The sequence below is a fragment of the Streptomyces subrutilus genome, assembly GCF_001746425.1.
Taxonomy (GTDB): Bacteria; Actinomycetota; Actinomycetes; order Streptomycetales; family Streptomycetaceae; genus Streptomyces; species Streptomyces subrutilus_A.
In genome coordinates this window covers 5,561,172-5,587,170 of the sequence record NZ_MEHK01000001.1, presented here as the reverse complement: position 1 = coordinate 5,587,170, position 25,999 = coordinate 5,561,172, and the positions used below count along the sequence as shown (strand labels likewise).

The window sequence follows — 25,999 nt, the reverse complement described above, 5'->3', positions numbered from 1 at the left end:
CTGAACCGCAGGTCAGAGCCATGCAGGCCTGACTTCGTGACGTAAGTGACGTGCGCTATGGGTGCTGCATGCGCACACGCGACGCCAGTTTGCCGCTCGGAACGGACCTCGACAGCGGCCGGATGCGGCTTCTCCTGGCGCCACCAGGGCGAGACACACCAGACATTGAGGCAGACCGACCGCAAGCTCATCCGGGTTGCGGACGTCCGGCCCCCAGCCCGCGGCCACGGCCACCGTCACCGTGACGGCCCCGGCCGCAAGGCGGCCGGGACCTTTCGGGGTCGCGTTCGACCGGCCCTTCAAAAGGCAGAGGCTCGCCGTATACCGTTGGGTGATGGCTGAGGTCGGCCTCCGCGGGCAGGCAGCCGGGCGCAGGCGTCTGGCCGACCTGGAGGAGGCCCAGGCAGAAGGGCACGCGAGGGGAAGCCGTGAAGCGTCAGGCCACGGCCGAATACGCAGAGGCATACCGCGCCCGCCACCTTGAAGCACAGAACGCGGCGTGGAGCCGCGCAGCGGGTCTCGTCCAGTACCTCGGCGCACTCCGACTCCACGCGATGAGTCTGCCGCTCGGACCGGCCAAGGACGCAGCCGAGGCGCGGATCACCTGGGCCGAGGGCGACGCACAACGCCTGAATCCACTCAACGGTTCACCGCTGACGCCGGAAATTGCCGAGCCCGGGGCCGAGGACCTCAAGCCGTTCCTGCATGGCTTGAGCCCCTACGGCCCCCGCTACTGAGCACCCGCTCTGCCGGCGGTGGGCGATCGGCTTCCTCAAGTCGCCGCAAAGCCAGACCGCACGAACCGAGCTCAGCACCCAGCGCGGCCTGCAGGATCACAGCCCTGACGCCACGTCAGAATGGGTGTCATTTCAGCGTCAAGATATCGCCCGTAACGTCCGCAATGCACATCACGCACTCCGGGAAACCTGCAGGTCAGGCCCCCTTCGCGATCGGTTCGAGGATCGCCACGCACTCGACGTGGTGGGTCATCGGGAAAAGGTCGAAGGCGCGCAGGGTGCGGACCTTGTAGCCGTTTTCCTTGAAGTAGCCCAGGTCGCGGGCCAGCGCCGCCGGGTCGCAGGCCACGTACGCGATGCGGCGGGCGGAGAGGCCCGCGATGTGGCGGACCGTCTGCTTGCCGGCGCCGGCGCGCGGGGGGTCCAGGACGACCAGGTCGCACTCGGTGATGCCGGTCTTCGGGAGGATCTGCTCGACCTTGCCCTGCTCCACACGGACGCGCGGGAAGTCGGCCAGGTTGTGCCGGGCGTCCTCGACCGCGCGCTTCGTCGACTCGATGCCGAGCACCGCGCCCGTCTCGCCGAGGCGTTCGGCCAGGGCGCCCGCGAAGATGCCGACGCCGCAGTACAGGTCGAGGGCCATCTCGCCCTTGCGCGGCATCAGGCCCTGCATGACGGCCTTGATCAGGGTGTCCGCGGCCTGCGGGTGGACCTGCCAGAAGCCGCCCATGCCGACGCGGTAGGTGCGGCCGTCGGCGCGTTCGCGGACGAAGGGGCGGCCGTGGACGCGGTGGACGCCGCCGTCCTTCTCCTCGACCCGGAGGACCGAGACCGGCTTGTCGAGCTCGACGAGGGGGAGGCGGCCGCCGGGGCGCGGGGTGAGGACCACCTGGCGGTCGCCCGAGCCGGAGGCGGCGATGGCCTCCACCGACGCCATCTGGGGCCAGTCCTGCTTCTCGATGCCCAGCTCGCTGACGCCCGCCGCCGCGATCATGCAGTGGTCGATCAGCTCGATGTCGTGCGAACGGTGCTTGCGCAGACCGGCGTTGCCGTCCTCGTCGATCGCGAACTGGACGCGGGTGCGCCATTGCGGGACCTGTCCGGCGGGCAGCTTGTCGCCCTCGGCCGGGATGACGGTGCCGTCCCAGCCGGCCTCCTCAGGGGTGAGCCCGGCGAGCCGCTGCAGCTGCTCGGCGACGACCTCGCCCTTGAGCCGGCGCTGGGCGCCGGGCTTGGCGTGCTGCCAGTCGCAGCCGCCGCACTTGCCGGGGCCGGCGTACGGGCAGGGGGCGGGCACACGGTCCTTGGAGGCTTCCAGCACGGTGATCGCGTCGGCGCGCAGGAAGCGGGCGTCGGCTTCGCCCTCGGTGACCTTCGCGATGACCTTCTCGCCGGGCAGCGTGTGGCGGACGAACAGGACGCGGCCGTCGGCGGTCCGGGCGATGCAGTGCCCGCCGTGTGCGACGGGGCCGACCTCGACCTCGTACTCCTCCCCGACCAGTGACTGCTTCTCGTTCTGCTCGGCGCTCGTCATGGTGGGGAGACTCCAAAAACCTGAAAACGGTGAACGGCCGGACGACCGACCCACCAGTTTACGTGGATCTCGTCCGGCCTTTCACCACTCCGACGGCGGCTGCGCTCAGCGCTTGGCGGCAGGGTCCTTCGGCGGGCGCGGGGTGTCCACGGGGCCGCGGCGCACCGCGCCCGGGGCGTTCCAGTCCTGGCGCTTCCTGGCCCGCCGCTTGGCGAGCTCGGAGGACTCCAGCTGGTAGGGCACCGAGGTGACCATCACACCGGGGGTGAAGAGCAGCCGGCCCTTGAGCCGCAGCGCGCTCTGGTTGTGCAAGAGGTGCTCGTACCAGCGCCCGACGACGTACTCCGGGATGTACACGCTGACCGCGTCGCGCGGGTTCTCGCTGCGCAGGCCCTTCACGTACTCCACCACCGGGCGGGTGATCTCCCGGTACGGCGAGTCGAGGATCTTGAGCGGGACGTTGATCCCGCGCCGGTCCCACTCCTGGCGCAGCGCCTTGGTCTCGGCCGGGTCGACGCTGATGCTGAGCGCCTCCAGGGTGTCCGAGCGGGTCAGCTTGGCGAAGGCCAGGGCGCGCAGCGTGGGCTTGTGGACCTTGGAGACCAGGACGATCGAGTGGACGCGGGAGGGCCGCACACTGTCGTCGCTGGGGCCCTCGGCGGCGGCGATCTCGGCGGAGACGCGGTCGTAGTGCTTGCGGATCGCGGACATGGTGCCGTAGAAGATCAGCATGCCGAGCAGGGCGACCCAGGCGCCGTGGGTGAACTTGGTGGCGAGGACCACGACCAGCACCATGCCGGTGAAGAAGGCGCCGAAGGTGTTGATCGCCCGGGAGCGGTGCATGCGGCGGCGGGCGGCCTGGTCGCGCTCCGACTTCAGGTGGCGGTTCCAGTGCCGGACCATGCCGATCTGGCTCAGGGTGAACGAGACGAACACGCCGACGATGTAGAGCTGGATCAGCTTGGTCGAGTCGGCGTCGTAGACCCATACGAGGAGCATGGCGGCGCCCGCGAGGAGCACGATGCCGTTGGAGAAGGCGAGGCGGTCGCCGCGGGTGTGCAGCTGGCGCGGCAGGTAGCGGTCCTGGGCGAGGATCGAGCCGAGCAGCGGGAAGCCGTTGTACGCGGTGTTGGCGGCCAGGAACAGGACCAGCGCGGTGGCCGCGGCCAGCACGATGAAGAGGATGCTGCCGTCGCCGAACACGGCTTCGGCGACCTGGGAGATCACCGGGTGCTGGACGTAGCCGTCGCCGACGGGGACGCCGTCCTTCAGCAGGTCCACGGAGGGCGTCTCGGCCATCCGCACGTTCGTGGCCATGGCCAGGCCGATGATCCCGCAGAACATGGTGACGGCCAGGCCGCCCATGAGCAGGAGGGTGGTGGCCGCGTTCTTGCTCTTGGGCTTGCGGAAGGCGGGGACGCCGTTGCTGATGGCCTCGACGCCCGTGAGCGCGGCGCAGCCGGAGGAGAAGGCCCGCAGCAGCAGGAAGACCAGCGCGAAGCCGGCCAGGCCCTGGTGTTCGGGCTTGATCTCCAGGTCGGCGGTCGGGGCCTTCATGGTGTCGCCGACGACGATGCCCCGCCACGCGCCCCAGGCGATCATGACGAAGACGGCCCCGACGAACACGTAGGTCGGGATGGCGAAGAGCTTTCCGGACTCCCTCACGCCGCGCAGGTTCATCAGCGTGAGCAGCAGGATCATGACCATCGCCGAGAGCACCTTGTGCTCGATGACGAAATCGACGGCGGAGCCGAGGTTCTCCACACCGGAGGAGATCGAAACGGCGACGGTCAGGACGTAGTCGACGAGCAGGGCGCTCGCCACCGTGAGACCGGCCCTGGGACCGAGGTTGGTGTTGGCGACCTCGTAGTCGCCGCCGCCGCTCGGATAGGCGTGGACGTTCTGCCGGTAGGAGGCGACCACGGTGAACATCAGTACGACGACCGCGAGCGCGATCCAGGGGCTGAAGTGGTACGCCGACACGCCCGCGATCGACAGGACCAGCAGGACCTCGCCCGGGGCATATGCCACGGAGGAGAGCGGGTCGGAAGCGAAGACGGGGAGGGCGATCCGCTTGGGAAGGAGTGTTTCTCCGAGGCGGTCGCTGCGGAGCGCCCGGCCGATCAGGATCCGTTTGGGCACGTCGGTCAGTTTGGACACGCAGAGGATCGTAAGCGTTCGATATCGGACTGACGAACCCGCACCCCGCCGCGCGGCATTGCGCCGCCCTTATGCAGCGGATATGCCATCCGTACGCCGCCCGAACGCCCCGGAACGGCGACGAAGAGGCCCCGCTGGTGACCGCCCGTGTGTAGCTTGGGCCATGGTCTGAGACCCTGTTAAACCAGAGCATGCAATGAGGCTGGTACCAGCGAGCCGCTGACAGCCGGAAGGACGGCCGTGCACATCGTCATCATGGGTTGCGGAAGAGTGGGTTCCGCCCTCGCGCAGACCCTGGAACAGCAGGGGCATACGGTCGCCGTCGTCGATCAGGACCCCACCGCATTCCGCCGGCTGGGGGCCGGCTTCGGCGGCCGCCGCGTCACCGGGGTCGGCTTCGACCAGGACACCCTGCGGGAGGCCGGGATCGAGGAGGCGGGCGCGTTCGCCGCCGTCAGCAGTGGTGACAATTCCAACATCATCGCCGCCCGGGTGGCCCGGGAGATGTTCGGCGTCGAGAACGTCGCCGCCCGCATCTACGACCCCAAGCGCGCCGAGGTCTACCAGCGCCTCGGCATCCCCACCGTGGCCACCGTCAGGTGGACGGCCGACCAGATGCTGCGCCGGCTGCTGCCCTCGGGCTCCGAGCCGCTGTGGCGCGACCCGAGCGGCGGTGTGCAGCTCGCCGAGGTGCACGCCTCGGACGCCTGGGTCGGCCACAAGGTCAGCAAGCTCCAGGAGGAGACCGGCGTCCGCGTCGCCTTCCTGACCCGCCTGGGCGAAGCGGTCCTGCCCACGTCGGCGACCGTCCTCCAGGAGGGCGACCTCGTCCACGTGATGATGCGCACGGACGAGATCGAAAAGGTCGAGGAGGCCTTCGCCGAGGGGCCTGAGGAGGCACACGCATGAGAGTCGCGATCGCCGGGGCAGGCGCGGTGGGCCGTTCCATCGCGGGCGAGCTGCTGGAGAACGGGCACGAGGTGCTCCTGGTCGACAAGGCCCCGACCGCCATCTCCGTGGAGCGGGTGCCGCAGGCCGAGTGGCTGCTGGCCGACGCCTGCGAGATCACCTCGCTGGACGAGGCGGCGCTGCAGCGCTGCAACGTGGTCATCGCGGCGACCGGCGACGACAAGGTCAACCTCGTCGTCTCGCTGCTCGCCAAGACCGAGTACGGGGTCCCGCGCGTGGTGGCCCGGGTCAACAACCCGAAGAACGAGTGGCTCTTCAACGAGTCCTGGGGCGTCGACGTCGCGGTGTCCACACCGCGTCTGATGTCGGCCCTGGTCGAGGAGGCCGTCAGCGTCGGCGACCTGGTACGGCTGCTGCGCTTCAGCCACGGCGACGCCAACCTGGTCGAGCTGACCCTGCCCGCCGACTCGTCCGTCGCCGGCACCCAGATCAGCGACATCACCTGGCCCGAGGACACCTCGCTGGTCACGATCATCCGGGGCAACCGGGTGCTGACCCCGCACGCGGAGGAGACCCTGGAGCCGGGCGACGAGCTGCTCTTCGTGGCCGCGCAGGCGCGGGAGGAGCAGCTGGAGGACCTGCTGCAGGCCCGGCGGTAGCCGGTAGCCCTGCGGGCACGCTCGCACGACGAAGGGGCGGGGCGACCGGTGGTCGCCCCGCCCCTTCGTGCTGCCCGGGCCGGCCTTCCGGCGAGGCTGGACGACTGCTGGGCTACGCGCGGTTTTCGCGGGCTGCCGTCTCCGCGGCTTCCTTCGCTTCCCATTCCGCGATCACGTCGATCGGCGGCGGGGCCTTGGCCAGGAAGAGCCAGGTGAAGTACACCGCGAGCACCATCGGCGGGAGCTTCAGCGCGATCAGGACCCAGCCCAGCTGCGTCGCGTCGCCCCACCAGTACAGCGGGAAGAGGATCGCGTACTTGACCAGGAAGATGATCCCCCAGGCCAGGCTCGCCTTGACGTACGCCTTCTTGCGGCCGGGGTTGCGGGTGCGCCAGGACAGGTTCTCCTTGAACACCGGCCCGAGGATCACGCCCAGCAGCGGGAAGCCCACCAGCGCCGAGACCGTGAAGGCCACGCCCAGGCCGGCTCCGTAGATCATGCCCGGCAGGTAGAAGCCCTTCGCGCTGCCCGTGAACAGGGCGAAGGCCACGCCCACGCCCACGCCGAAGACCCCGCTGAAGGCGTGCTTCACCGTGTCCTTGCGCAGCAGCCGCACGATCACCAGCAGCACCGCGACCGCGCCCGCCGCGAGCGCGGACAGCTTCACGTCCCGGTTGATCGTGTAGATCATGACGAACAGCAGCCCGGGGAGCATCGTCTCCACGGTGCCCCGGATACCGCCGAAGGCGTCGAACAGCGCCGCCTGCGTCACCGCGCTCTGATCGTCGGCGGGAGCGCCGTGGGGGCTACCGGGTTCGGGGGTGGACGGTTTGTCGAGTGACGTCACCGGTCAGTGCTCCTGTCCGAGCGGTCGGAGTTCGTACTTCGGGTTGAAGAGCACCCGACGGCCGTGGGTCATGGAGATGCGGCCCGAGGCGATCATGCGCCGTCCGGGCTCGATTCCCACGATCGAGCGACGCCCGAGCCACACCACGTCCAGCGCCGCCGAGCCGTCGAACAGCTCCGCCTCCAGGGCGGGGACGCCGGCGCGCGGCCGCAAGGTGACCGTACGCAGGGTGCCGGTCACCTTGACTATCTGCCGGTCGTGGCAGTCGCAGATCCGCGTGCACCCCGCGGCCTCTGCGTCCTCTTGAAGCTCCGCCGAATGCAGCTCCTCCTGGGAGGTGGACAGCCGCTCTATCATCCGGCGGAACCGGCCCACCGGCCTGGCCGGCTTCGCGGGCTTCTCGGGACGCGGTTCAGCACTCATAACAGGAAGCGTACCGGCGTGCCCACTACCTCTCGAAGCGGTATCCCATGCCCGGTTCGGTGATGAAGTGCCGCGGGTGCGAGGGGTCGGCCTCCAGTTTGCGCCGCAGTTGCGCCATGTAGACCCGCAGGTAGTTCGTCTCCGTGCCGTACGAGGGGCCCCAGACCTCCCGCAGCAGCTGCTTCTGGCTGACCAGCTTGCCGGCGTTGCGGACCAGGACCTCCAGCAGGTGCCACTCGGTGGGCGTGAGCCGGACGTCGCGCCCCTCCCGTACGGCCTTCTTCGCGGCCAGGTCCACGGTGAAGCCCGCGGTCTCCACGACCACCTCGTCCTCGCCGGAGCCGGCGGCCGGCTCGGCCCGGCGGACGGCCGCGCGCAGCCGGGCCAGCAGCTCGTCCATGCCGAAGGGCTTGGTGACGTAGTCGTCGGCGCCCGCGTCCAGTGCCTCGACCTTCTCGTCGGAGGTGTGGCGGGCGGAGAGCACCAGGATCGGCACCCTGGTCCAGCCCCGCAGGCCCTTGATCACCTCGATGCCGTCCATGTCGGGCAGGCCGAGGTCGAGGAGGACCACGTCGGGGTGGCGGGCCGCCGCGAGCTCCAGGGCGCCCGCTCCGTCGGCCGCCGCGTCGACCTCGTACTTGCGCGCCTTCAGATTGATCACGAGGGCTCGGACGATCTGCGGCTCGTCTTCCACCACGAGCACCCGGGTCATTGAGGTCCTGCCTTCTGTCGTATCAGCGGATCACGGTCGTGATCACGTTCCACTCTGTCCGCTCCGTCCCGCGCGGCCGCCCGCAGGGTCAGCACCATGGTGAGCCCGCCGCCGGGGGTGTCCTCGGCCGCGAGGGCGCCGTCCATCGCCTCGGCGAAGCCCCGGGCCACGGCGAGCCCGAGGCCCACCCCGGCCCCCCGCGGCGCGTCGCCGTGCCGCTGGAATGGGGCGAAGATCCTGTCCTTGGCCTCGTCGGGCACGCCGGGCCCCCGGTCGACCACCCGCACCTCGACCCGGTCGCCGAGGAAGCTGGCCGCGACCAGCACCCGCTCCCCGGGGCGGCTGTACTTGACGGCGTTCTCCACCACGTTGGCCACGGTCCGCTCCAGCAGCCCCGGGTCCACGGCCACCATGGGCAGCGTCTCGGGCACGTCGAGCACCACGCTGTCCTCCGGTACGCCGCCCAGCGCCATCGGGATCACCTCGTCGAGGTCGATCTCCCGGATCAGCGGGGTGACGGTGCCGGTCTGCAGCCGGGACATGTCCAGCAGGTTGCCCACGAGGTGGTCCAGCCGGTCGGCGCCGTCCTCGATGCCCGCCAGGAGCTCGGCCCGGTCCTCCTCGGACCAGTCCACGTCGTCGGAGCGCAGGGAGCTCACGGAGGCCTTGATGGAGGCCAGCGGTGTCCGCAGGTCGTGGCTGACGGCGGCCAGCAGCGCGGTCCGGATCCGGTTGCCCTCGGCCTGCCTGCGGGCCTCCTCGGCCGCCCCGACCAGCCGCTGCCGGTCCAGGACCACGGCCGCCTGGGCGGCGAAGGCGCCGAGCACGCGGCGGTCCTCGGCGGGCAGCACCCGCCCCGTCAGGGCCAGCGCCATGTGGTCGCCGATCGGCATGTCGACATCGGCGTCCTCGGGCCGGTCCACCGGGTCGGGGCCCACGCTGCCGGCCCGCCGCCACGGCTCGACCTCGCCGTCCCGCTCGAGCAGGGCCACGGACTCCATGGCGAAGGTCTCGCGCACCCGCACCAGCAGCGCCTCCAGGCTGGTCTCCCCGCGCAGCACGCTGCCCGCCAGGAAGGAGAGGATCTCGGACTCGGCGCGCAGCCGGGCCGCCTGGTGCGTGCGCCGGGCGGCCAGGTCCACCACGGAGGCCACGGAGACGGCCACCCCGAAGAAGACGGCGATGGCCACGATGTTCTTCGGGTCGGAGACCGTGAGCCGGTGCAGGGGCGGGGCGAAGAAGTAGTTCAGCAGCAGCGATCCGACGGCGGCGGAGGCCAGGGCCGGCCACAGGCCGCCCAGCAGCGCGGCCGCCACCGTCAGCGCCAGGAAGAGCAGCATGTCGTTGGCGAGGCCGACGTCCGCCTCGATGTGCGTGAGCAGCAGGCAGAGCAGCACGGGCAGCAGCACGCCCACCACCCAGCCCGCCACGAGCCGGGGACGCCCCAGCCGGGAGGCCGAGCGGACCACGGGCAGGCCTCGCCCCCTGGCCACCGCCTCGTGGGTGACGATGTGGACGTCGAGGTCGGGTCCGGAGTCGCGGGCGACGGTGGCGCCGACGCCGGGGCCCAGTACGTACTGCCAGGTCTTGCGGCGGCTGGAGCCGAGCACGATCTGGGTGGCGTTGACCCCGCCGGCGAAGGCGAGGAGCGCCTCGGGAACGTTGTCGCCGATCACATGGTGAAACGTTCCTCCCAGGTCCTCCACCAGGGTCCGCTGGACGGCCAGCTCCTTGGGCGAGGCCGCGGTCAGCCCGTCGCTGCGGGCGATGTAGACCGCGAGGATCTCGCTCCCCGAGCCCTTGGCGGCGATCCGGGAGGCCCGCCTGATCAGGGTGCGCCCCTCCGGCCCGCCGGTGAGCCCGACGACGATCCGCTCCCGCGCCTGCCAGGTGGAGCGGATGCCGTGCTCGCCGCGGTACTGCTGGAGGTACTCGTCGGCCCGGTCGGCCACCCACAGCAGCGCCAGCTCGCGCAGCGCGGTCAGGTTGCCGGGGCGGAAGTAGTTGGACAGGGCCGCGTCGACCTTGTCCGACTGGTAGATATTGCCGTGCGCCATCCGCCGGCGCAGGGCCTGCGGCGACATGTCGACGAGTTCGATCTGGTCGGCCCGCCGCACCACCTCGTCCGGCACGGTCTCCCGCTGCCGCACCCCGGTGATCGACTCGACCACGTCCCCGAGGGACTCCAGGTGCTGGATGTTGACGGTCGACACCACGTCGATGCCGGCCTTCAGCAGCTCCTCCACGTCCTGCCAGCGCTTGGCGTTGCGCGAGCCGGGCACGTTGGTGTGCGCGAGCTCGTCCACGAGCGCTATGGCCGGGCGCCGGGCGAGGACGGCGTCCACGTCCATCTCGGTGAAGGCGGCCCCGCGGTGGCTCAGCTGCCTGCGCGGCACCTGGTCCAGGCCGTGCAGCATGACCTCCGTGCGCGGCCGCCCGTGGTGCTCGACGAAGCCGACCACGCAGTTCGCGCCCCGCTCCACCCTGCGGTGGCCTTCGGAGAGCATCGCGTAGGTCTTGCCCACACCGGGTGCCGCGCCGAGATAGATCCTGAGCTTGCCGCGTCCCATGCGCCCATTCTCGGGGACGCCCGCACGGCCCACGCACCGATGGAGGGCCGTACGCACATCCCTGACGCATCCCTGACGCGCGGACGCGGTGGCGCGCAAAAGCCGGTGGGCCCCACCGGAGCGGCGGGGCCCACCGGCCCGAAACGTGACAGTGCCCCCGCAGGGGCGCGACCGGAGTCAGCGGACCTCGGTGATCTCCGGGCCGCGCTCCAGCTGTCCCATGCCACCGCCGAAGCGGGAGCCTTCCTGGTCCTCCGTCTGCACGCCGTCCGGCACCATCTGGGCGTCGTTGGGCAGCTTCAGGACGATCGGGTCGCGGGGGGCCATCGGGCCGTCACCGCGGACCACGACGGTGTCGCGGAAGATCTGCTCGAGGACACCCGCCGACTCGGGGCGCACCGCGCCCTGGCCGGAGATGACACCGCGCAGGAACCAGCGCGGACCGTCGACGCCGACGAAGCGGACCAGCTGCGCGCCGGTCTGCCCGTCCGGCAGCGGTACGGGAACCTGTGCGCGCAGCTCCCAGCCCAGTGAGCCCTCGACCTCGTCGATGATGCCGCCCTGCTGGGTGATGCCCGCGGCGATCTCCTCGCGGACCTCGCCCCAGATGCCTTCCTTGCGCGGTGCGGCGAAGGCCTGCAGCTGTACGGCGCTGTCGCCGAGGACGACGGTCGCGGCGACGATCGCGTCACCGGCGACCTCGACCCGCAGCTCCATGCCCTCGACCCCGGGTACGAAGATGCCGCCCAGGTCGACCCGGCCGTCGGCCGGGTTGCCGAGCACCTCGGAGACGTCCCAGGGGCCGTCGGGCCGCGGGGCGGGAGGCAGGTTCACGCGGCGCGGCTGGGCCGCGTCGAGCTCCTCGGCGCCGTCCTGCTCGCCGGCGTCCAGGCCGGACACACGGCCATCGACCTGCTCGGCCGCGCCGCCGTCCTTGGCGGAGTCGTTCTTCTTGCGACGTCCGAACACGTCACTGTCCTTCCCGGTCGGTTACGACCGAAGCGTAGCCATTCCCACCCTGCTGACCAGCGTCCGATCCGGCCACGGCCGGATGACCGCCGGTGGAACCGAAACCCCCCTCGGCCCGGGCCGAGCCGGGAAGTTCCGCCACCTCGTGGAAGCGCACCTTCTCGACCCGCTGGACAACCAGCTGGGCAATGCGGTCGAAACGCTCGAACCGGACGCTCTCGCGAGGGTCGAGATTGACCACGATCACCTTGATCTCCCCACGGTACCCGGCATCCACCGTCCCCGGGGCATTCACGAGCGCGAGCCCGCAGCGGGCGGCCAGGCCGGACCGCGGGTGCACGAAGGCGGCGTAGCCGTCGGGCAGCGCGATGGACACCCCGGTGGGGAGTACGGTCCGCTCGCCGGGCTCCAGCTCGGCGGCCTGGGTGGTCACCAGGTCGCAGCCGGCGTCACCGGGGTGGCCGTAGGCGGGGAGGGGCACCTCCGGGTCGACGCGGCGGATCAGCACGTCGACGGGGGCGTGATCATTCAGGGACATCAGGGGTTCACCTCGAAGGCGCGGGCGCGCCTGACCTGGTCCGGGTCGGCCATCGCCGCCCGGATCTCCTCGGGCCGACCGTTGTCGATGAAGTGGTCGACCTTCACCTCGATGAACAGCGCGTCCGCGCGCACGGCGACCGGCCCCTCGGGCCCGCCTATCCGGCCGACCGCGCTGCAGTAGATCTTCCGTCCGGCGACCGCGGTGACCTCGGCGTCGAGGTACAGCACGGTGTCCACCGGAACGGGCCGTACGAAGTCGGTCTCCAGCCGGCCCGTCACGGCGATGACGCGCAGCAGCCAGTTCAGCGAGCCGAGCGTCTCGTCGAGCGCGGTGGCCAGCACGCCGCCGTGGGCGAGGCCGGGGGCGCCCTGGTGCGCGGGCTTGACGGTGAACTCGGCGGTGACGCGTACGCCCTCACCCGCACGGGCCTCCAGGTGGAGTCCGTGCGGCTGGCCCCCGCCGCAGCCGAAGCAGTGCTCGTAGTGCGCGCCGAGGAGCTCGCCGGGCGCGGGCGCGTCGGGGTGCCGGACCGGCGCGGCGGCATCGGCCGGCGGCGTCAACGCTGTGTTTCGTCCACTCACAGCCGCAGACCTTACCCGCGCGGCTACCCGCCGGTCGCCTCGTGGCAGGCTTGAGCGCATGCAGCTCTCCCCCGCGCACCACGACGAACGTCTGACCGCCCCCCGCTCCTGGTGGGGCATCGCCGTACTCATCGGCCTCGCGTGCGCGCTGATGCTGCTGCCGCTGGGCACGCTGCCGCTGCTGGCCGGGCTGGTCGGGGGCGCCGGGCTGGCCGGGCTGCTGGTGAGTTCGTACGGCTCCGCGCGCGTGCGCGTGGTGAACGGAGCCCTGGCGGCGGGCGAGGCCCGGATCCCGGTGACGGCCCTGGGCGATCCCGAGGTCCTGGACGCCGAGGAGTCGCGCGCCTGGCGCACGTACAAGGCCGATACCCGCGCCTTTATGCTGATGCGCAGCTACGTGCCGACCGCGGTCCGCGTCGAGGTGACCGACCCGGCGGACCCGACCCCGTACGTGTACGTCTCCACCCGCGAGCCCGAGGCCCTGCGGGCGGCGATCCTCGCGGCGAAGGGCTGACCCTCCGGGGTGCCGGGCGGGCGGCGGCCCTCAGGCTCCGCCGTCGTGGTGCTCAGGGCCTTCGAGTGCGGCCCTGGTGGCCTCGGGAAGGGGCTGGGAGGGCTGTTCCAGGGGCGCGAGCCGCGGCAGGGCGTCCCAGGGCACGGCGCGGGCGCGCAGGTCGCCACGGACCTTCTCGGCGAGTTTGCGGGTGTCGCGGCGGTTCATGACCGCGCCCACCGCCGCACCGACCATGAACGGCATCAGGTTGGGCAGGTTGCGGAACATCCGCTTGGTGATCTGCTGGCGCAGTTCGCGCTTCATCTGGCCGCCGAGCGCCGCGTTCAGCGTGGTCGGCTTGGTGAGGTCGACCCCGCGCTCCTCGGTCCAGGAGGTCAGGTAGGCGAAGCTGCGCTGTCCGAGCGTGCCGGGCGGGCGCAGGCCGTAGACCTCGTGGAGTTCGGCGATGAGCTTGAGTTCGATGGCGGCGACGCCGGTGATCTCCGCGGCCAGCTCCGCCGGCATGGCGGGCGGGACGGGCAGCATGGCCGCCGCTCCGATGCCCGCTCCGACGGTGGAGGTGGCATTGGCGGCGCCGTGGATCAGCTTGTCGGCAAGCTGATCGGGGCCGAGGCCCGGGAACTGCGCGCGCAGGGTCGCGAGGTCCCGAACCGGAACGCGCGGGGCGTTCTCGATGATCCTGTCGGTGATGTACAGGGCGGCGTCCCTGACACTTTCGCCGCCCCTGCGTACACCGTTCCTGACGGCTCGCAGCCGACGAGCCCCGGGCCGGTGCCGGGCCTCCTCGTCGACTCCTGTGGCCGACGGCACCGCTGGGGCGGTGTCGGAGGGCACGTGGGCGGTACCCATGGCGGAGCCGCCGGAGGTTCCAGGACTCGTCGCCGGGTCCGTGGTTTCCGCCTGCGTCTCCGCCGGATCACCAGATTTTCGGAAGCGGCGCTTCCGAAATGGTGTCGAGCCAGCCACGGCCGACGCCTCTCAGTCGCAGTCGCGACAGATCGGCTGACCGTTCTTCTCACGTGCCAGCTGGCTGCGGTGGTGCACCAGGAAGCAGCTCATGCAGGTGAACTCGTCGGCCTGCTTCGGCAGGACCCGGACGGCCAGCTCCTCGTTGGAGAGGTCCGCGCCGGGAAGCTCCATGCTCTCGACCGAATCGAATTCGTCCATGTCCGCGGACGAGGTCGACTTCTCGTTACGCCGGGCCTTCAGCTCTTCAATGCTGTCGTTGTCGACGTCGTCGTCGGTCTTGCGTGGGGTGTCGTAGTCCGTTGCCATTGTTCGCTCTCCCCCTCTGGGTGTTAGCGGTGTCTCAGCGCACGTAACGCGCGAGAGGCCGGACTTGTGCCCGACCTGAGGCGGAGATTTTGCCTCACATCAAGGTCTGTTACTCAATCGACACCCAGCCGCCTGCCCGTAGGAGCAATCAGCTGGGATGACGACCGGGACCGTACACGGTCCGGGGGCCGTCTTGCACAAACGCCACCCCGTGTATTTCCCGCCATCCGGGGGGCCGGAAACCCGGACGTCCCGGGCGTTCCGGCCGCGATGGGGTCACAGAACGCACATGGTCCGACACTCGGGCATGTGATCGATCACACAGAACCGACTGCCTTCACATGACAAGCATTCAGCCAAAAGCGAACACGGGGTGGGGTACTCACATAGGAAGAGTGACACGCATCACGAGGCCACCGCCTTCCCGGGGGGTCGCCTGGATCCGTCCGCCGTGCGCGCGGGCCACGGAGCGCGCGATGGAGAGGCCGAGCCCGACACCCTTGTCGCTGTTCGTCCGCTCCGTACGCAGCCGCCTGAAGGGCTCGAAGAGGTTGTCCACCTCGTACGCGGGAACCACGGGACCCGTGTTCGACACGACGAGGACCGCGTGGCCGTGCTGGACCTCGGTGGTGACCTCCACCCAGCCCTCCTCCGGCGCGTTGTACCGGACCGCGTTCTGCACCAGGTTGAGCGCGATCCGCTCGAGCAGGACGCCGTTGCCCTGGATCACGGCAAGGGCGCGCTCGCCGCGGATCTCCACGCCCTTCGCCTCGGCCTCCCCGCGCACCTGGTCGAGGGCGCGGGAGGCGACCTCCGCCAGGTCCACGGGCTTGCGCTCGACGATCTGGTTCTCGCTGCGGGCCAGCAGCAGCAGGCCCTCGACCAGCTGCTCGCTGCGCTCGTTGGTGGCGAGCAGGGTCTTGCCGAGCTGCTGGAGCTCGATCGGCGCCCCCGGGTCGGACAGGTGCACCTCCAGCAGGGTGCGGTTGATCGCGAGCGGGGTCCGCAGCTCGTGCGAGGCGTTCGCGACGAACCGCTGCTGGGCCGTGAAGGCCCGCTCCAGCCGGTCGAGCATCTCGTCGAAGGTGTCGGCGAGCTCCTTGAGCTCGTCGTCCGGCCCGTCCAGCTCGATCCGCCGGGTCAGGTCGGAGCCGACCACCCGGCGGGCGGTGCGGGTGATCTTGCCGAGCGGCGAGAGCACCCGGCCGGCCATCGCGTAGCCGAAGGCGAAGGCGATGATGCTCAGCCCCAGCAGGGCCATCAGCGAGCGGCTCAGCAGGTCGTCCAGCGCGTGCCGGCGCTGTTCGAGCATGCAGTGGCCGATCGCGGCGTTGAACTCGCTGGGCGTCAGCTGGCCCACCACACCCGGGCAGGTGCTGCTGGTGACCTTCACCTCGCCGCCGACGATCTGGAACGGGGGCGCGTTGCCCTCCCGCAGGGCCTGGGCCGCCAGCAGGTAGATGATCGACAGCAGCAGGATCCCCGCGATCAGGAACATCCCGCCGTACAGCAGCGTGAGCCGTATGCGGATGGTCGGCCGCAGCCAAGGGAAAGGACCCTCGGGCTGGCCGGGGTCCCAGGTCGGTTTCGGCGGCGCGGCCGGTGGCGCCGGGTTGGCTGGCACGCGCGTCAGATCCGGTATCCGGAGCCCGGCACGGTCACGATGACCGGGGGCTCGCCCAGCTTGCGGCGCAGGGTCATCACCGTCACCCGTACGACGTTCGTGAAGGGGTCGGTGTTCTCGTCCCAGGCCTTCTCCAGCAGCTGCTCGGCGGAGACCACGGTCCCCTCGCTGCGCATGAGGACCTCCAGCACCGCGAACTCCTTGGGCGCCAGCTGCACCTCCTTGCCCTCTCGGAACACCTCGCGCCGGTTCGGGTCCAGCTTGATGCCGGCCCGCTCCAGGACCGGCGGCAGGGCGACGGTGGTGCGCCGTCCCAGGGCCCGCACGCGGGCGGTCAGCTCGGTGAAGGCGAAGGGCTTGGGCAGGTAGTCGTCCGCCCCGAGCTCCAGCCCCTCCACGCGGTCGCTGACGTCGCCGGAGGCGGTCAGCATCAGGACGCGGGTGGGCATGCCGAGCTCGACGATCTTCCGGCAGACGTCGTCGCCGTGCACGAGCGGGAGGTCCCGGTCGAGCACGACCACGTCGTAGTCGTTGACGCCGACACGCTCCAGGGCGGCGGCGCCGTCGTACACGACGTCCACGGCCATGGCCTCCCGGCGCAGTCCGGTGGCCACCGCATCGGCGAGCAGCTGCTCGTCCTCGACGACGAGTACGCGCACGTCGATTTCCTTCCTCCGAGCCCAGCAGGGCACACGTGTGTTGCGCCGCCCATCCTGCCCGTTTCGGCCGTAAACCGGCTGTAAGACGACGCTCGCAGGGTGCGGCGACGGGCGCGGCCCGGGCGGAGGTGAGGATTCCCTCGTCTTGCGAGGTTTCTGGGCCCAGGGTGCCGGGGAGGACGTCAGCACACCCCATCCACTCCCTGACGGCGGACTGCCACGTCCCGCCGCCGACCCACGAAGAGGGGGCGAACCCACCATGGACGCATTCACCGCGGGTCTCCTGCAGCGCATCAGGGCCACGCAGTCGGACCTCATGCACGCCCGCGAGGCGGGCGACGACTTCCTCGCGGAAGTGGAACAGGCGGAGCTGGAGGACCTCCAGCGCCTCGCCGCCGAGCACGGTGTTCCGGTCTCGGTCTCCGTGCCCGCCTGCTGACCCGGAGCCTCCGCACAGCCAGAACCCCGGCCGCCCCCTCGGGCGGCCGGGGTTCCCTCATGCGCGGTGCCGCCCGGGCCGGCACCGGTCAGTCGTGCCAGGCCCCCGCCTCGTCCAGCAGCGGCTGCAGCGAGGCGAACACCGCGGGCGTCGCGGCGAGCGCGAGCTCGCCCGAGGCCGGCTCCCCCGGCCGGCCGCCGGTCAGGGCCCCGGCCTCCCGGGCGATCAGGTCGCCCGCCGCCAGGTCCCAGGGGTTCAGCCCGCGCTCGTAGTACCCGTCGAGCCGCCCGGCGGCCACGTCGCACAGGTCCAGCGCCGCCGATCCGCCCCGCCGGATGTCCCGCACCAGGGGGATGATCCGCGCCACGACCCCGGCCTGGTGGGCCCGGCGGGTCTGGACGTACGCGAAGCCGGTTCCGAGCAGGGCCTGGTCCAGCGGCGCCGCCGGCCGGCAGGAAAGGCGCACGTCACCCAGCCAGGCCCCGCCGCCGAGCACCGCGTGGTAGGTCTCCCCGCGCATCGGGGCCGCCACGACGCCGACCACGGTCTCGCCCTGGTACTCGGCCGCGATGGACACGCCCCAGCTGGGCAGGCCGTAGAGGTAGTTCACGGTCCCGTCCAGCGGGTCGACGACCCACCGCACGCCGCTCGTGCCGGGGGCGTCGGCGCCCTCCTCGCCGAGCAGTCCGTCCTCCGGCCGCCGTTCGGCGAGGATGCCGGTGATCAGCTTCTCGGCCGCGATGTCCATCTCGGTCACCACGTCGATGGGGCTGGTCTTCGTCGCCGCCACCGCGAGATCGGCGGGCCTGCCGTCGCGCAGCAGCGCCCCGGCCTGGCGGGCGGCCTCCAGGCCCACGTCCAGCAGTTCGGCCTTCAGGTCATCGGAGATCAAGGTCCCTCATCCCTATGCGTACGGACTGTCGGCGCCCGCGGCGGCCGGCCGGGGGGTGCGCCCCGGGCAGCAGCCCGCGGCGCACAGGTCGTGGCTCTGCCCCAGCGTGCCCACCCAGCACTCCTCGGCCGCCTCGCCGCGTTCCTTGGCGGCGCGCTCGAGGACGAGTTCCCGCACCGCCCCGGCGAAAGCGGGGTCGGCGCCGACCGTCGCGGAGCGGGCGACGGGCAGGCCCAGTTCGGCCGCCTTGGCGGTGGCCTCGGTGTCGAGGTCGTAGAGGACCTCCATGTGGTCGGAGACGAAGCCGATGGGCACCATGACCACGGCGGGCGCGCCCTCGGCGTGCAGGGCCTCCAGGTGGTCGCAGATGTCCGGCTCCAGCCACGGGATGTGCGGGGCGCCGCTGCGGGACTGGTAGACGAGCTGCCAGGGGTGCGCGAGGCCGGTCCGCACGGCCACCTCGTCGGCGATCACGCGGGCGGCGTCGAGGTGCTGCTTGACGTAGGCACCGCCCTCGCCGCCCCCGGTGTGGTCCTCGACGGGGCCGGAGGTGTCCGCGGCGGCCGTGGGGATGGAGTGGGTGGTGAAGGCGAGGTGGGCGCCGTCCCGGACGTCCTCGGGCAGCCCGCCGAGCGCGGCCACCACCCCTTCGATCATGGGGTCGAGGAAGCCGGGGTGGTTGAAGTAGTGCCGCAGCTTGTCGACGCGCGGCGGCTCCACGCCCTCCTCGACCAGGGCGGCCAGCGCGTCGGCGAGGTTCTCGCGGTACTGCCGGCAGCCGGAGTACGAGGCGTACGCGCTGGTCGCGAGCACGGCGATGCGGCGGCGGCCGTCGGCGGCCATCTCCCGCATCACGTCCGTGAGGTACGGGGCCCAGTTGCGGTTGCCCCAGTAGACCGGCAGGTCCAGCCCGTGCTCGGCGAAGTCCTTTCGCAACGCGTCGAGCAGCGCGCGGTTCTGCGCGTTGATCGGGCTGACCCCGCCGAAGCCGAAGTAGTGCTGCCCGACCTCCTCGAGCCGCTCGCGCGGGATCCCGCGCCCTCGCGTGACGTTCTCCAGGAACGGCACGACGTCCTCGGGTCCCTCGGGCCCCCCGAAGGAGAGCAGCAGGAGGGCGTCGTACGGGGCGGCGGGGCCTTCGGCCCGGGACCGGGCGGCGGCGCGGAGCTGGTCTGACATGCGTCGAATCCTGCCACCCGGCCCCCGCGAGCGGGAATCGGCCCGGCCCCGGGACGCGCCCGCACCAGAGGTAAGGTGAACCTAAGTTCCCACGTAGGGAGCCTTTATCCCGTGCGGGCGCCTGGTCGGCAGTCGTAACCTGTATGGGCTGATGACGTTCCTTACGGAGAGCCCTTGCCCAGTCCCTATCGCGCCATCTTCGCCGCCCCCGGCACCAAGGGGTTCAGCGCTGCCGGCCTCATAGGCCGCCTGCCGATCTCCATGGTCGGGGTCGGCATCCTCACGATGATCTCCGAGATCACCGGCCGCTACGCGATGGCGAGCGCCCTCACCGGCACCCTCGCCCTGGCCGCCGCCGTGATCGGCCCGCAGGTCTCGCGGCTGGTCGACCAGTACGGCCAGCGGCGGATCCTGCGCCCCGCCACCCTGGTCTCCGTGGTCTCGGTCGCCGGGCTGCTGGTCGCCGCCGCGAACGGGTGGCCCGACTGGACCCTCTTCCTGTTCGCCGCGATCGCCGGCTGCGTGCCGAGCGTCGGCTCGATGGTCCGCGCCCGGTGGACCGTGATCTACCAGGACTCGCCGCGCGAACTGCACACGGCGTACTCGCTGGAGTCCGTGGTCGACGAGGTCTGCTTCATCTTCGGCCCGATCATCGCCATCGGCCTGTCCACCACCTGGTTCCCCGAGGCCGGTCCGCTGATCGCCGCCGTCTGCCTGCTGGTGGGCGTCTGGGTGCTGACCGCGCAGCGCTCCACCGAGCCCGCGCCGCACCCGCGCACCGAGGGCGGGGACCGCACCTCGGCCCTGCGCTCCCCCGGCCTGCAGGTGCTGACGCTCACCTTCGTGGCGACCGGCGCGATCTTCGGCTCCATCGACGTGTCCACCCTGGCCTTCGCCGAGGAGCAGGGGCACAAGTCCTGGGCCAGCTTCATCCTGGCGATCTGGGCCGCCGGGTCCTGTATCGCCGGAATCGTCTTCGGCCTGCTCCACCTCAAGGGCCGGGCCGAACTGCGGTGGGTACTGGGCGTATGCGCGATGGCCGTGAGTATGATCCCCCTCCTACTGGCCGGGAACCTTCCGTTTCTTGCCGTGGCGCTCTTCGTCTCGGGCCTCGCCATCGCTCCCACGATGATCACCACGATGGCCCTGATCGAGGCGCACGTATCACGCGCGAAGCTGACCGAGGGCATGACCTGGATCAGCACCGGCCTCGCGGTCGGCGTGGCGATCGGCTCGTCGGTGACCGGTCTGGTCATCGACGCGGCGGGCGCGCAGCGCGGGTTCGTCGTCTCCATCGCGTCGGGGGCGGCCGCGGCGGCGGTCGCGTTCGCGGGATACCGCCGGCTGACGATGCCGGCGCAAGGGGAGGAGCCAGCTACCGATGGGGACGGCGACAGCAAGGCAGAACAACCAGACCGCGTGGCGTAACTGGGCGGGCAACATCACCGCCACGCCCGTGCGCACGGTGACCCCGGCGTCGGTCGGGGAGCTCCAGGAGGCGGTCCGCCGGGCCGCCGAACAGGGCCTGCGGGTGAAGGCGGTCGGCACCGGCCACTCCTTCACCGCGGCCGCCGCGACCGACGGGGTGCTCGTACGCCCCCAGGCGCTGGCCGGGATCCGGGCGATCGACCGGGCCGCCGGGACCGTCACGGTGGCGGCGGGCACGGTCCTCAAGGACCTGAACGTGGCGCTGGCCAAGGAGGGCCTGTCGCTCACGAACATGGGCGACATCATGGAGCAGACGGTCTCCGGCGCCACCAGCACGGGCACCCACGGCACCGGCCGCGACTCGGCCTCCATCGCCGCCCAGATCCGCGGCCTGGAACTGGTCACCGCCGACGGCGGGCTGCTGACGTGCTCCGAGAAGGAGAACCCCGAGGTCTTCGCGGCGGCCCGGATCGGCATCGGCGCCCTCGGCATCGTCACCTCGCTCACCCTCGCCGTCGAACCGGTCTTCTTCCTGACCGCCCGTGAGGAACCGATGGGCTTCGACCGGGTGACCGCCGAGTTCGACCAGCACTTCGCGGAGAACGAGCACTTCGAGTTCTACTGGTTCCCGCACACCGGCAACTGCAACACCAAGCGGAACAACCGCAGCCAGGGCCCCGCGGCCCCGCCCGGGCCGGTGAGCGCGTGGATCGAGGACGAGCTGCTGTCCAACGGCGTCTTCCAGGCGGTGAACTCGCTGGGCCGCGCGGTCCCGGCCACCATTCCCGCCATAGCCCGCGTGGCCAGCCGCGCCCTGTCGGCGCGCGTGTACACGGACATCCCGTACAAGGTGTTCACCAGTCCGCGCCGGGTCCGGTTCGTGGAGATGGAGTACGCCCTCCCGCGCGAGCAGGTGGTCGGGGCGCTGCGGGAGCTGCGGGCGATGGTCGACCGCTCCGGGCTGCGCGTCAGCTTCCCGGTCGAGGTGCGCACGGCCCCGGCGGACGACATCACGCTGTCGACGGCCTCCGGCCGCGAGACGGCCTACATCGCGGTGCACATGTACCGGGGCACCCCGTACCAGGCCTACTTCACGGCGGCCGAGCGCATCTTCACCGCGCACGGGGGCCGTCCGCACTGGGGCAAGGTGCACACGCGGGACGCGGAGTACTTCGCCGGGGTCTACCCGCGGTTCGCCGAGTTCACCGCGCTGCGCGACCGGCTGGACCCGGACCGGGTGTTCGGCAACGACTACCTGCGGCGGGTCCTGGGCGCCTAGTAGTGCTTGGTCAGGTTCATTCGTCGGTGGCGTGTCCGGTTGAGGGGCTGCGTCGTTGACCGGGTGTGACACCTGGGGAGTTGGATGAAGTCCGGTGCCAGCTGGAGGACTTCGCGGCGGATGTGTTCGAGCCGTTCGCGCGGGCCGATCAGCGTCGGTGGGGTGGGGTCTATCTGCGCGGACTGCTGCTGGACGGGCAGCGTAAATCGGTGGAACCGATGGCCGCCCGGCTGGGTGAGGACGGCAACCGGCAGGCCTTGGCCCACTTCATCACCACCAGCCCGTGGGAGGCGGCGCATGTCCGAGCCCGAACTCGCATGGAAGATGGCTCCAGCGATCAACCCGACCGCGCTGATCATCGATGACACAGGCTTCCTCAAGGACGGCGACGCCTCGGCCTGTGTGTCGCGGCAGTACACCGGCACCGCCGGCAAGGTCACCAACTGCCAGGCGGTGTGTCCTTGCACCTGGCCTCGGACACCGCCTCGGCGGCGATCGACTGGCGCTTGTTCCTGCCCAAGAGCTGGGATCCCGGCTCGCCGCAGGCCGACCCGGGCAAGGTGGCCCGCCGCGAGCGGTGCGGCATCCCGCCGGATATGGGCCATGTCGAGAAGTGGCAGTCGGCCCTGGACATGATCGACGAGACCCGGTCCTGGGGCGTCGATGTGCCCCTGGTTGTGGCCGACGGCGGCTACGGGGACACCGCGGCCTTCCGGCTCGGCCTGGAGGAACGCGGGCTGCACTACGTGGTGGGCAGCTCGACCACCGTCACGGCCCACCCACACGACGCGACGCTTCACATCCCGCCCCACAGCGGCCGCGGGCGCCCGCCCCAGCCGGCTTACCCCAAGGCGCCAAGGAGCGTGAAGGAGCTGGTCATCGCTGCGGGGAAGCAGGCGGCCCGGCCGGTGCAGTGGCGGGAGGGCTCCCGCCCAGGCAGCGGCCGCAGCGGGTTCAAGCGGATGTACTCGCGGTTCGTGGCACTGCGGATCAGGCCCGCCGGACGCGAGATCCGCAAGGCCGTCGAGGGAGCCGAGTTGCCCGCGTGCTGGCTGCTGGCCGAATGGCCCGCCACCGAGCCGGAGCCGGTGCAGTTCTGGCTCTCCAGCCTGCCCGACGACACTCCACTCACCACGCTGGTGCGGCTGGCCAAGCTCCGCTGGCGCATCGAGCACGACTACCGCGAGATGAAGCAGGCCCTGGGCCTGGCCCACTTTGAGGGCCGCACCTGGAACGGCTGGCATCACCACGTCACCCTCGTCTCCGCCGCCCACGCCTTCTGCACCCTCCAGCGACTGGCCCGGACCCCAAAAGAGACGGCGCCGGCCTGAGCCTCTACCAGGTCGTCCGCGAGATGCAGTTACTCCTCGCGGTCTGGACCGGCGCCTGCCCCACCTGTCACCGCGACATACCCATGGCGATACCAACCTGACCAAGCACTACTAGTGCTGTGGCCGGGAAGGTTTGCCGGGTCGCGGCGTCCGGTGCGGTGCATCGCAAGGCGGAGGGCCACGGCTCGTACCGGACGTACTCGCGTGGCCCGACAACGCGGCGAGGTGCCGTGCCGGGGGCCGCGACCCGGTGCACCCTCCCGGTCACAGCACTAGCCGTCCCCAGGGACGGGCGTCCCGGGTCAGGGAGTGGCGGACCCCCTCGCCGACGGCTGCGTGCTCGGTGCCGGCGGGGCCGTGGACTGCGGCGGCGGGGTGTGCTTCGACGGGGACGGGCTGGGCGTCGGGTCCACCGGTCGGGACGGGTCCGGGGCGGGTGAGGCGCCGCCGTCGCCGGGCGAGTGCGACGGCTGCGGGGAGCTGGGGGGAGTGGACTCTGCCTTGCCTGCCCCGCCTCCGTTGCCCTCCCTGCCCGGCTCGCCGTCGCCCTGCCCGCCGTTGCCGCCGGGGTGCTGCTGCGGTGTCTCGGGGGCGTGGTTGCGGGCCTTCTCCGTACCCCCGGACAGCACGGTGCGGTCGTCGCGGCTGACCGAGTCGCCGGTCAGGGTCTCGTAGGCGCCGATCCCGCCGATGGCGACGGCGAAGGCCAGCCCGGAGGCGACGGCCGTGCGCTTCCAGCCCCTCACCCGGGTGCCGTGCACGGTGGCCTCGCCGAACTCCCCGGACGGCAGGGTGTCCTCGGGCAGCGGTATCCGCCCGGCCCTGGGGCGGGCGGTCTCGCGGATCTGGTCGCCGGTCCGCCGGAAGAAGTGCTGGATGACGGGGCCGCCGGCGGTGGCGACCACGCTGACCACGCCGGCGCCCAGGATGGTCCCGTAGACCCCCATCTGCGAGGCGAGCAGGGCCGCCGCGACGGTGGCGAGCGAGCTGCCGGCCACCTGAGCGGCGCTCAGGTCCAGCTTCTTCTTCTCCGGTTCGGCGTCGTGCGCCGACTTCTGACCCATCGCCATCCCCTGTGTGTCCTGCCTCTCCCGCGCCGGAACCCTTCAGGAGTTACCGACACCTGAGCGAAACGATTAGTTCCGTTTCTGTGGATTATGTGAAGCAAGACACCCGGAAACGGGCACGGGTGCAGGTGGGGCCCGCCGGAGGGCAGCCCAACTCACGCCGTCGGGGATAAGTTCGGCGGCGCGGCGGTCCACCCAGGTGGCCCGAATGGAGTACTGTGACGAGCCCTGGGGCCGTCCTTCCTTACGGATGTCCGGACTCGGGAGAGGGGGCCGGTTGATGGAAAACGGCGCTCAAAGACCGGTGATGCCGCGGTATCGCACGGGTGCCTGCTGCGCACAGTAACCGTTCGGTCACTGTGCGTACCCAACAGGTAACCGTGCCATAACGGCGATCAAGGGCGCATGCCCGACACGCCGGTTTAACTCGGCAAGGTTGTGGCAGGCTGCACCCGGGCAGGCCACACTCGACTAGCGGAAGCAGCGACGCACGTGACGTCGGCAGGCACCACCCGGGAGGTCCCCATGCCCGAACTGCGTGTCGTGGCCGTCTCAAATGACGGCACACGACTGGTGCTCAAGGCTGGGGACAGCACGGAGTACACGCTTCCGATCGACGAACGGCTGCGGGCCGCCGTGCGCAACGACCGCGCGCGCCTGAACCAGATCGAGATCGAGGTGGAGAGCCACCTCCGCCCCCGCGACATCCAGGCCCGCATACGGGCCGGTGCCTCCGCGGAGGAGGTCGCCCAACTCGCCGGCATCCCCGTCGACCGCGTACGCCGCTTCGAGGGCCCGGTGCTCGCCGAGCGCGCGTTCATGGCCGAGCGCGCCCGCAAGACGCCCGTGCGCCGGCCCGGCGAGAACACCGGACCCCAGCTCGGCGAGGCCGTGCAGGAGCGGCTCACCCTGCGCGGGGCCGAGAAGGAGTCCGTGCAGTGGGACTCCTGGCGCCGCGACGACGGCACCTGGGAGGTCCTCCTCGTCTACCTGGTCGCGGGAGAGCCGCACTCGGCGAGCTGGACGTACGACCCGCCGCGCCGGCTCGTCGTGGCCGTGGACGACGAGGCGCGCTCGCTGATCGGCGAGTCCGACGACCTGCCCGCCACGCCTGAGCCCAGCTTCCCCTTCGTGCCGAGGATCGCGCGGCTGCCGCGCGACCGGCCGCTGGACCGCGCGCTCGACCGCCAGTTGGAACGGCCGGCCGCGCCTGCTCCGCCGGATCCGGAGGAGGAGCGGGACACGCTGACCAGCCTGCTGGAGGCGGTGCCGAGCTTCCGCGGCGACATGGTGGTCCCGGAGCGGACCACCGAGCCGGCGGCGGCAGCGGAGGACGAGGCCGAGGAGCCGCCGGCTCCGGCCGCCTCGGCGGGCGCGGGCTCCGCGTACGCCGACGTGCTGATGCCGCGTACGGTGGCGGGCCACCGCGACCGGCTGACGGGAACGACCGACCGGCAGGCCGAGGCGGACGGGGTCCGCCCCGGGCGCCGGGCGGCGGTGCCCAGCTGGGACGAGATCGTCTTCGGCACCCGCCGCAAGAAGCAGGAGTAGCGGACACCCGTCCCGCCCCGGGTCCGGGGCGGGACGGCCCGGCGGGGCAGCGGTCGGCGGTCGGCGGTCGGCGGTCGGCGGTCGGCGGTCGGCGGTCGGCGGGAAGACGCCCGCGGGCC

At 71.5% G+C, this 25,999-nt stretch carries 24 protein-coding genes and 1 pseudogene; 9 read left to right on the top strand and 16 right to left on the bottom strand.

Translation table 11 applies throughout. From position 1 onward, the window contains the following. Positions 1–428 precede the first annotated feature (428 nt). Positions 429–737: a hypothetical protein gene (locus BGK67_RS36560; protein ID WP_079154375.1), complete on the top strand. Its 309-nt coding sequence runs from the start codon at positions 429–431 to the stop codon at positions 735–737. Positions 738–933: 196 nt separating this feature from the next. Here BGK67_RS36560 and BGK67_RS25980 read toward each other — a convergent pair whose 3' ends face one another. Continuing rightward, positions 934–2,271, bottom strand: coding sequence for a class I SAM-dependent RNA methyltransferase (locus tag BGK67_RS25980; protein ID WP_069922334.1), 1,338 nt, complete (start codon positions 2,269–2,271; stop codon positions 934–936). Between the two features lie 105 nt (positions 2,272–2,376). After that, entirely contained in the window at positions 2,377–4,431 is a 2,055-nt protein-coding gene (locus tag BGK67_RS25975; RefSeq protein WP_069922333.1) for an APC family permease, read from the bottom strand. 240 nt (positions 4,432–4,671) lie between these two features. On the opposite strand from BGK67_RS25975, the gene BGK67_RS25970 reads away from it, so the two are divergent. Beyond that, positions 4,672–5,340 (top strand): potassium channel family protein, encoded by a 669-nt coding sequence (locus tag BGK67_RS25970; protein ID WP_069922332.1) that lies wholly within the window; start codon positions 4,672–4,674, stop codon positions 5,338–5,340. After that, positions 5,337–5,999 (top strand): potassium channel family protein, encoded by a 663-nt coding sequence (locus BGK67_RS25965; RefSeq protein WP_069922331.1) that lies wholly within the window; start codon positions 5,337–5,339, stop codon positions 5,997–5,999. Before BGK67_RS25970 ends, BGK67_RS25965 begins: the two co-directional genes overlap by 4 nt. Before the next feature lie 112 nt (positions 6,000–6,111). Here BGK67_RS25965 and BGK67_RS25960 read toward each other — a convergent pair whose 3' ends face one another. From BGK67_RS25960 to BGK67_RS25930, 7 genes are all read right to left on the bottom strand, one after another. Then, on the bottom strand, positions 6,112–6,846 hold the full coding sequence (locus BGK67_RS25960) for a DUF3159 domain-containing protein (protein ID WP_069922330.1): 735 nt from the start codon (positions 6,844–6,846) through the stop codon (positions 6,112–6,114). 3 nt (positions 6,847–6,849) lie between these two features. Further along, complete coding sequence (locus BGK67_RS25955) at positions 6,850–7,269, bottom strand: OB-fold nucleic acid binding domain-containing protein (RefSeq protein WP_079154374.1); 420 nt, start codon at positions 7,267–7,269, stop codon at positions 6,850–6,852. A 25-nt stretch (positions 7,270–7,294) separates the two neighbouring features. Next, positions 7,295–7,981, bottom strand: a complete 687-nt coding sequence (locus tag BGK67_RS25950; RefSeq protein ID WP_069922329.1) for a response regulator — start codon at positions 7,979–7,981, stop codon at positions 7,295–7,297. Next, entirely contained in the window at positions 7,978–10,551 is a 2,574-nt protein-coding gene (locus BGK67_RS25945; protein WP_079154373.1) for a sensor histidine kinase, read from the bottom strand. The genes BGK67_RS25950 and BGK67_RS25945 overlap by 4 nt, the downstream gene beginning before the upstream one ends. Positions 10,552–10,728: 177 nt before the next feature. Continuing rightward, positions 10,729–11,520 (bottom strand): DUF3710 domain-containing protein, encoded by a 792-nt coding sequence (locus BGK67_RS25940; protein ID WP_069922328.1) that lies wholly within the window; start codon positions 11,518–11,520, stop codon positions 10,729–10,731. A gap of 1 nt (position 11,521) precedes the next feature. Beyond that, the gene (gene dut, locus BGK67_RS25935; protein ID WP_069922327.1) at positions 11,522–12,058 is read right to left on the bottom strand and encodes a dUTP diphosphatase; all 537 of its coding nucleotides are present in this window, start codon (positions 12,056–12,058) and stop codon (positions 11,522–11,524) included. Then, positions 12,058–12,642, bottom strand: coding sequence for a PaaI family thioesterase (locus tag BGK67_RS25930; RefSeq protein WP_069922326.1), 585 nt, complete (start codon positions 12,640–12,642; stop codon positions 12,058–12,060). Before BGK67_RS25930 ends, dut begins: the two co-directional genes overlap by 1 nt. 58 nt (positions 12,643–12,700) lie before the next feature. Here BGK67_RS25930 and BGK67_RS25925 point away from each other — a divergent pair, with 58 nt between their 5' ends. Then, the gene (locus tag BGK67_RS25925) at positions 12,701–13,156 is read left to right on the top strand and encodes a DUF3093 domain-containing protein (RefSeq protein ID WP_069922325.1); all 456 of its coding nucleotides are present in this window, start codon (positions 12,701–12,703) and stop codon (positions 13,154–13,156) included. Positions 13,157–13,186: 30 nt separating this feature from the next. On the opposite strand, the gene BGK67_RS25920 is transcribed toward BGK67_RS25925, so the two are convergent. From BGK67_RS25920 to BGK67_RS25905, 4 genes are all read right to left on the bottom strand, one after another. Continuing rightward, a complete protein-coding gene (locus tag BGK67_RS25920; protein ID WP_069922324.1) occupies positions 13,187–14,122 on the bottom strand; it encodes a hypothetical protein in 936 nt (311 codons plus the stop codon). A gap of 12 nt (positions 14,123–14,134) precedes the next feature. Then, complete coding sequence (locus BGK67_RS25915; protein ID WP_030008769.1) at positions 14,135–14,431, bottom strand: DUF4193 domain-containing protein; 297 nt, start codon at positions 14,429–14,431, stop codon at positions 14,135–14,137. Between the two features lie 382 nt (positions 14,432–14,813). Next, positions 14,814–16,055: a sensor histidine kinase gene (locus BGK67_RS25910; RefSeq protein WP_069922323.1), complete on the bottom strand. Its 1,242-nt coding sequence runs from the start codon at positions 16,053–16,055 to the stop codon at positions 14,814–14,816. 5 nt (positions 16,056–16,060) lie between these two features. Further along, positions 16,061–16,714, bottom strand: a complete 654-nt coding sequence (locus BGK67_RS25905; protein ID WP_030008767.1) for a response regulator transcription factor — start codon at positions 16,712–16,714, stop codon at positions 16,061–16,063. Positions 16,715–16,973: 259 nt separating this feature from the next. Here BGK67_RS25905 and BGK67_RS25900 point away from each other — a divergent pair, with 259 nt between their 5' ends. After that, positions 16,974–17,153 carry a hypothetical protein gene (locus tag BGK67_RS25900; RefSeq protein ID WP_069922322.1) on the top strand — a complete coding sequence of 60 codons (180 nt, stop codon included), beginning with the start codon at positions 16,974–16,976 and terminating at the stop codon, positions 17,151–17,153. 88 nt (positions 17,154–17,241) lie between these two features. Here the strand turns inward: BGK67_RS25900 and BGK67_RS25895 are convergent, their stop codons facing one another. Continuing rightward, the gene (locus BGK67_RS25895; protein ID WP_432215482.1) at positions 17,242–18,045 is read right to left on the bottom strand and encodes an inositol monophosphatase family protein; all 804 of its coding nucleotides are present in this window, start codon (positions 18,043–18,045) and stop codon (positions 17,242–17,244) included. A 12-nt stretch (positions 18,046–18,057) separates the two neighbouring features. Further along, on the bottom strand, positions 18,058–19,224 hold the full coding sequence (locus tag BGK67_RS25890; RefSeq protein WP_069922321.1) for a ferrochelatase: 1,167 nt from the start codon (positions 19,222–19,224) through the stop codon (positions 18,058–18,060). 174 nt (positions 19,225–19,398) lie between these two features. Here BGK67_RS25890 and BGK67_RS25885 point away from each other — a divergent pair, with 174 nt between their 5' ends. The 3 genes and pseudogenes from BGK67_RS25885 (at position 19,399) to BGK67_RS25875 (ending at position 23,262) form a co-directional block, all read left to right on the top strand. Next, complete coding sequence (locus BGK67_RS25885; RefSeq protein WP_069922320.1) at positions 19,399–20,652, top strand: MFS transporter; 1,254 nt, start codon at positions 19,399–19,401, stop codon at positions 20,650–20,652. Next, positions 20,606–21,931, top strand: coding sequence for a D-arabinono-1,4-lactone oxidase (locus tag BGK67_RS25880; protein WP_069922319.1), 1,326 nt, complete (start codon positions 20,606–20,608; stop codon positions 21,929–21,931). Before BGK67_RS25885 ends, BGK67_RS25880 begins: the two co-directional genes overlap by 47 nt. 65 nt (positions 21,932–21,996) lie before the next feature. Then, a pseudogene (locus BGK67_RS25875) lies at positions 21,997–23,262 on the top strand (IS701 family transposase). Between the two features lie 302 nt (positions 23,263–23,564). Here the strand turns inward: BGK67_RS25875 and BGK67_RS25870 are convergent. Next, on the bottom strand, positions 23,565–24,326 hold the full coding sequence (locus BGK67_RS25870; RefSeq protein WP_069924110.1) for a hypothetical protein: 762 nt from the start codon (positions 24,324–24,326) through the stop codon (positions 23,565–23,567). Positions 24,327–24,854: 528 nt separating this feature from the next. Here BGK67_RS25870 and sepH point away from each other — a divergent pair. Further along, a complete protein-coding gene (gene sepH / locus BGK67_RS25865; protein WP_069922318.1) occupies positions 24,855–25,880 on the top strand; it encodes a septation protein SepH in 1,026 nt (341 codons plus the stop codon). Positions 25,881–25,999 lie beyond the last annotated feature (119 nt).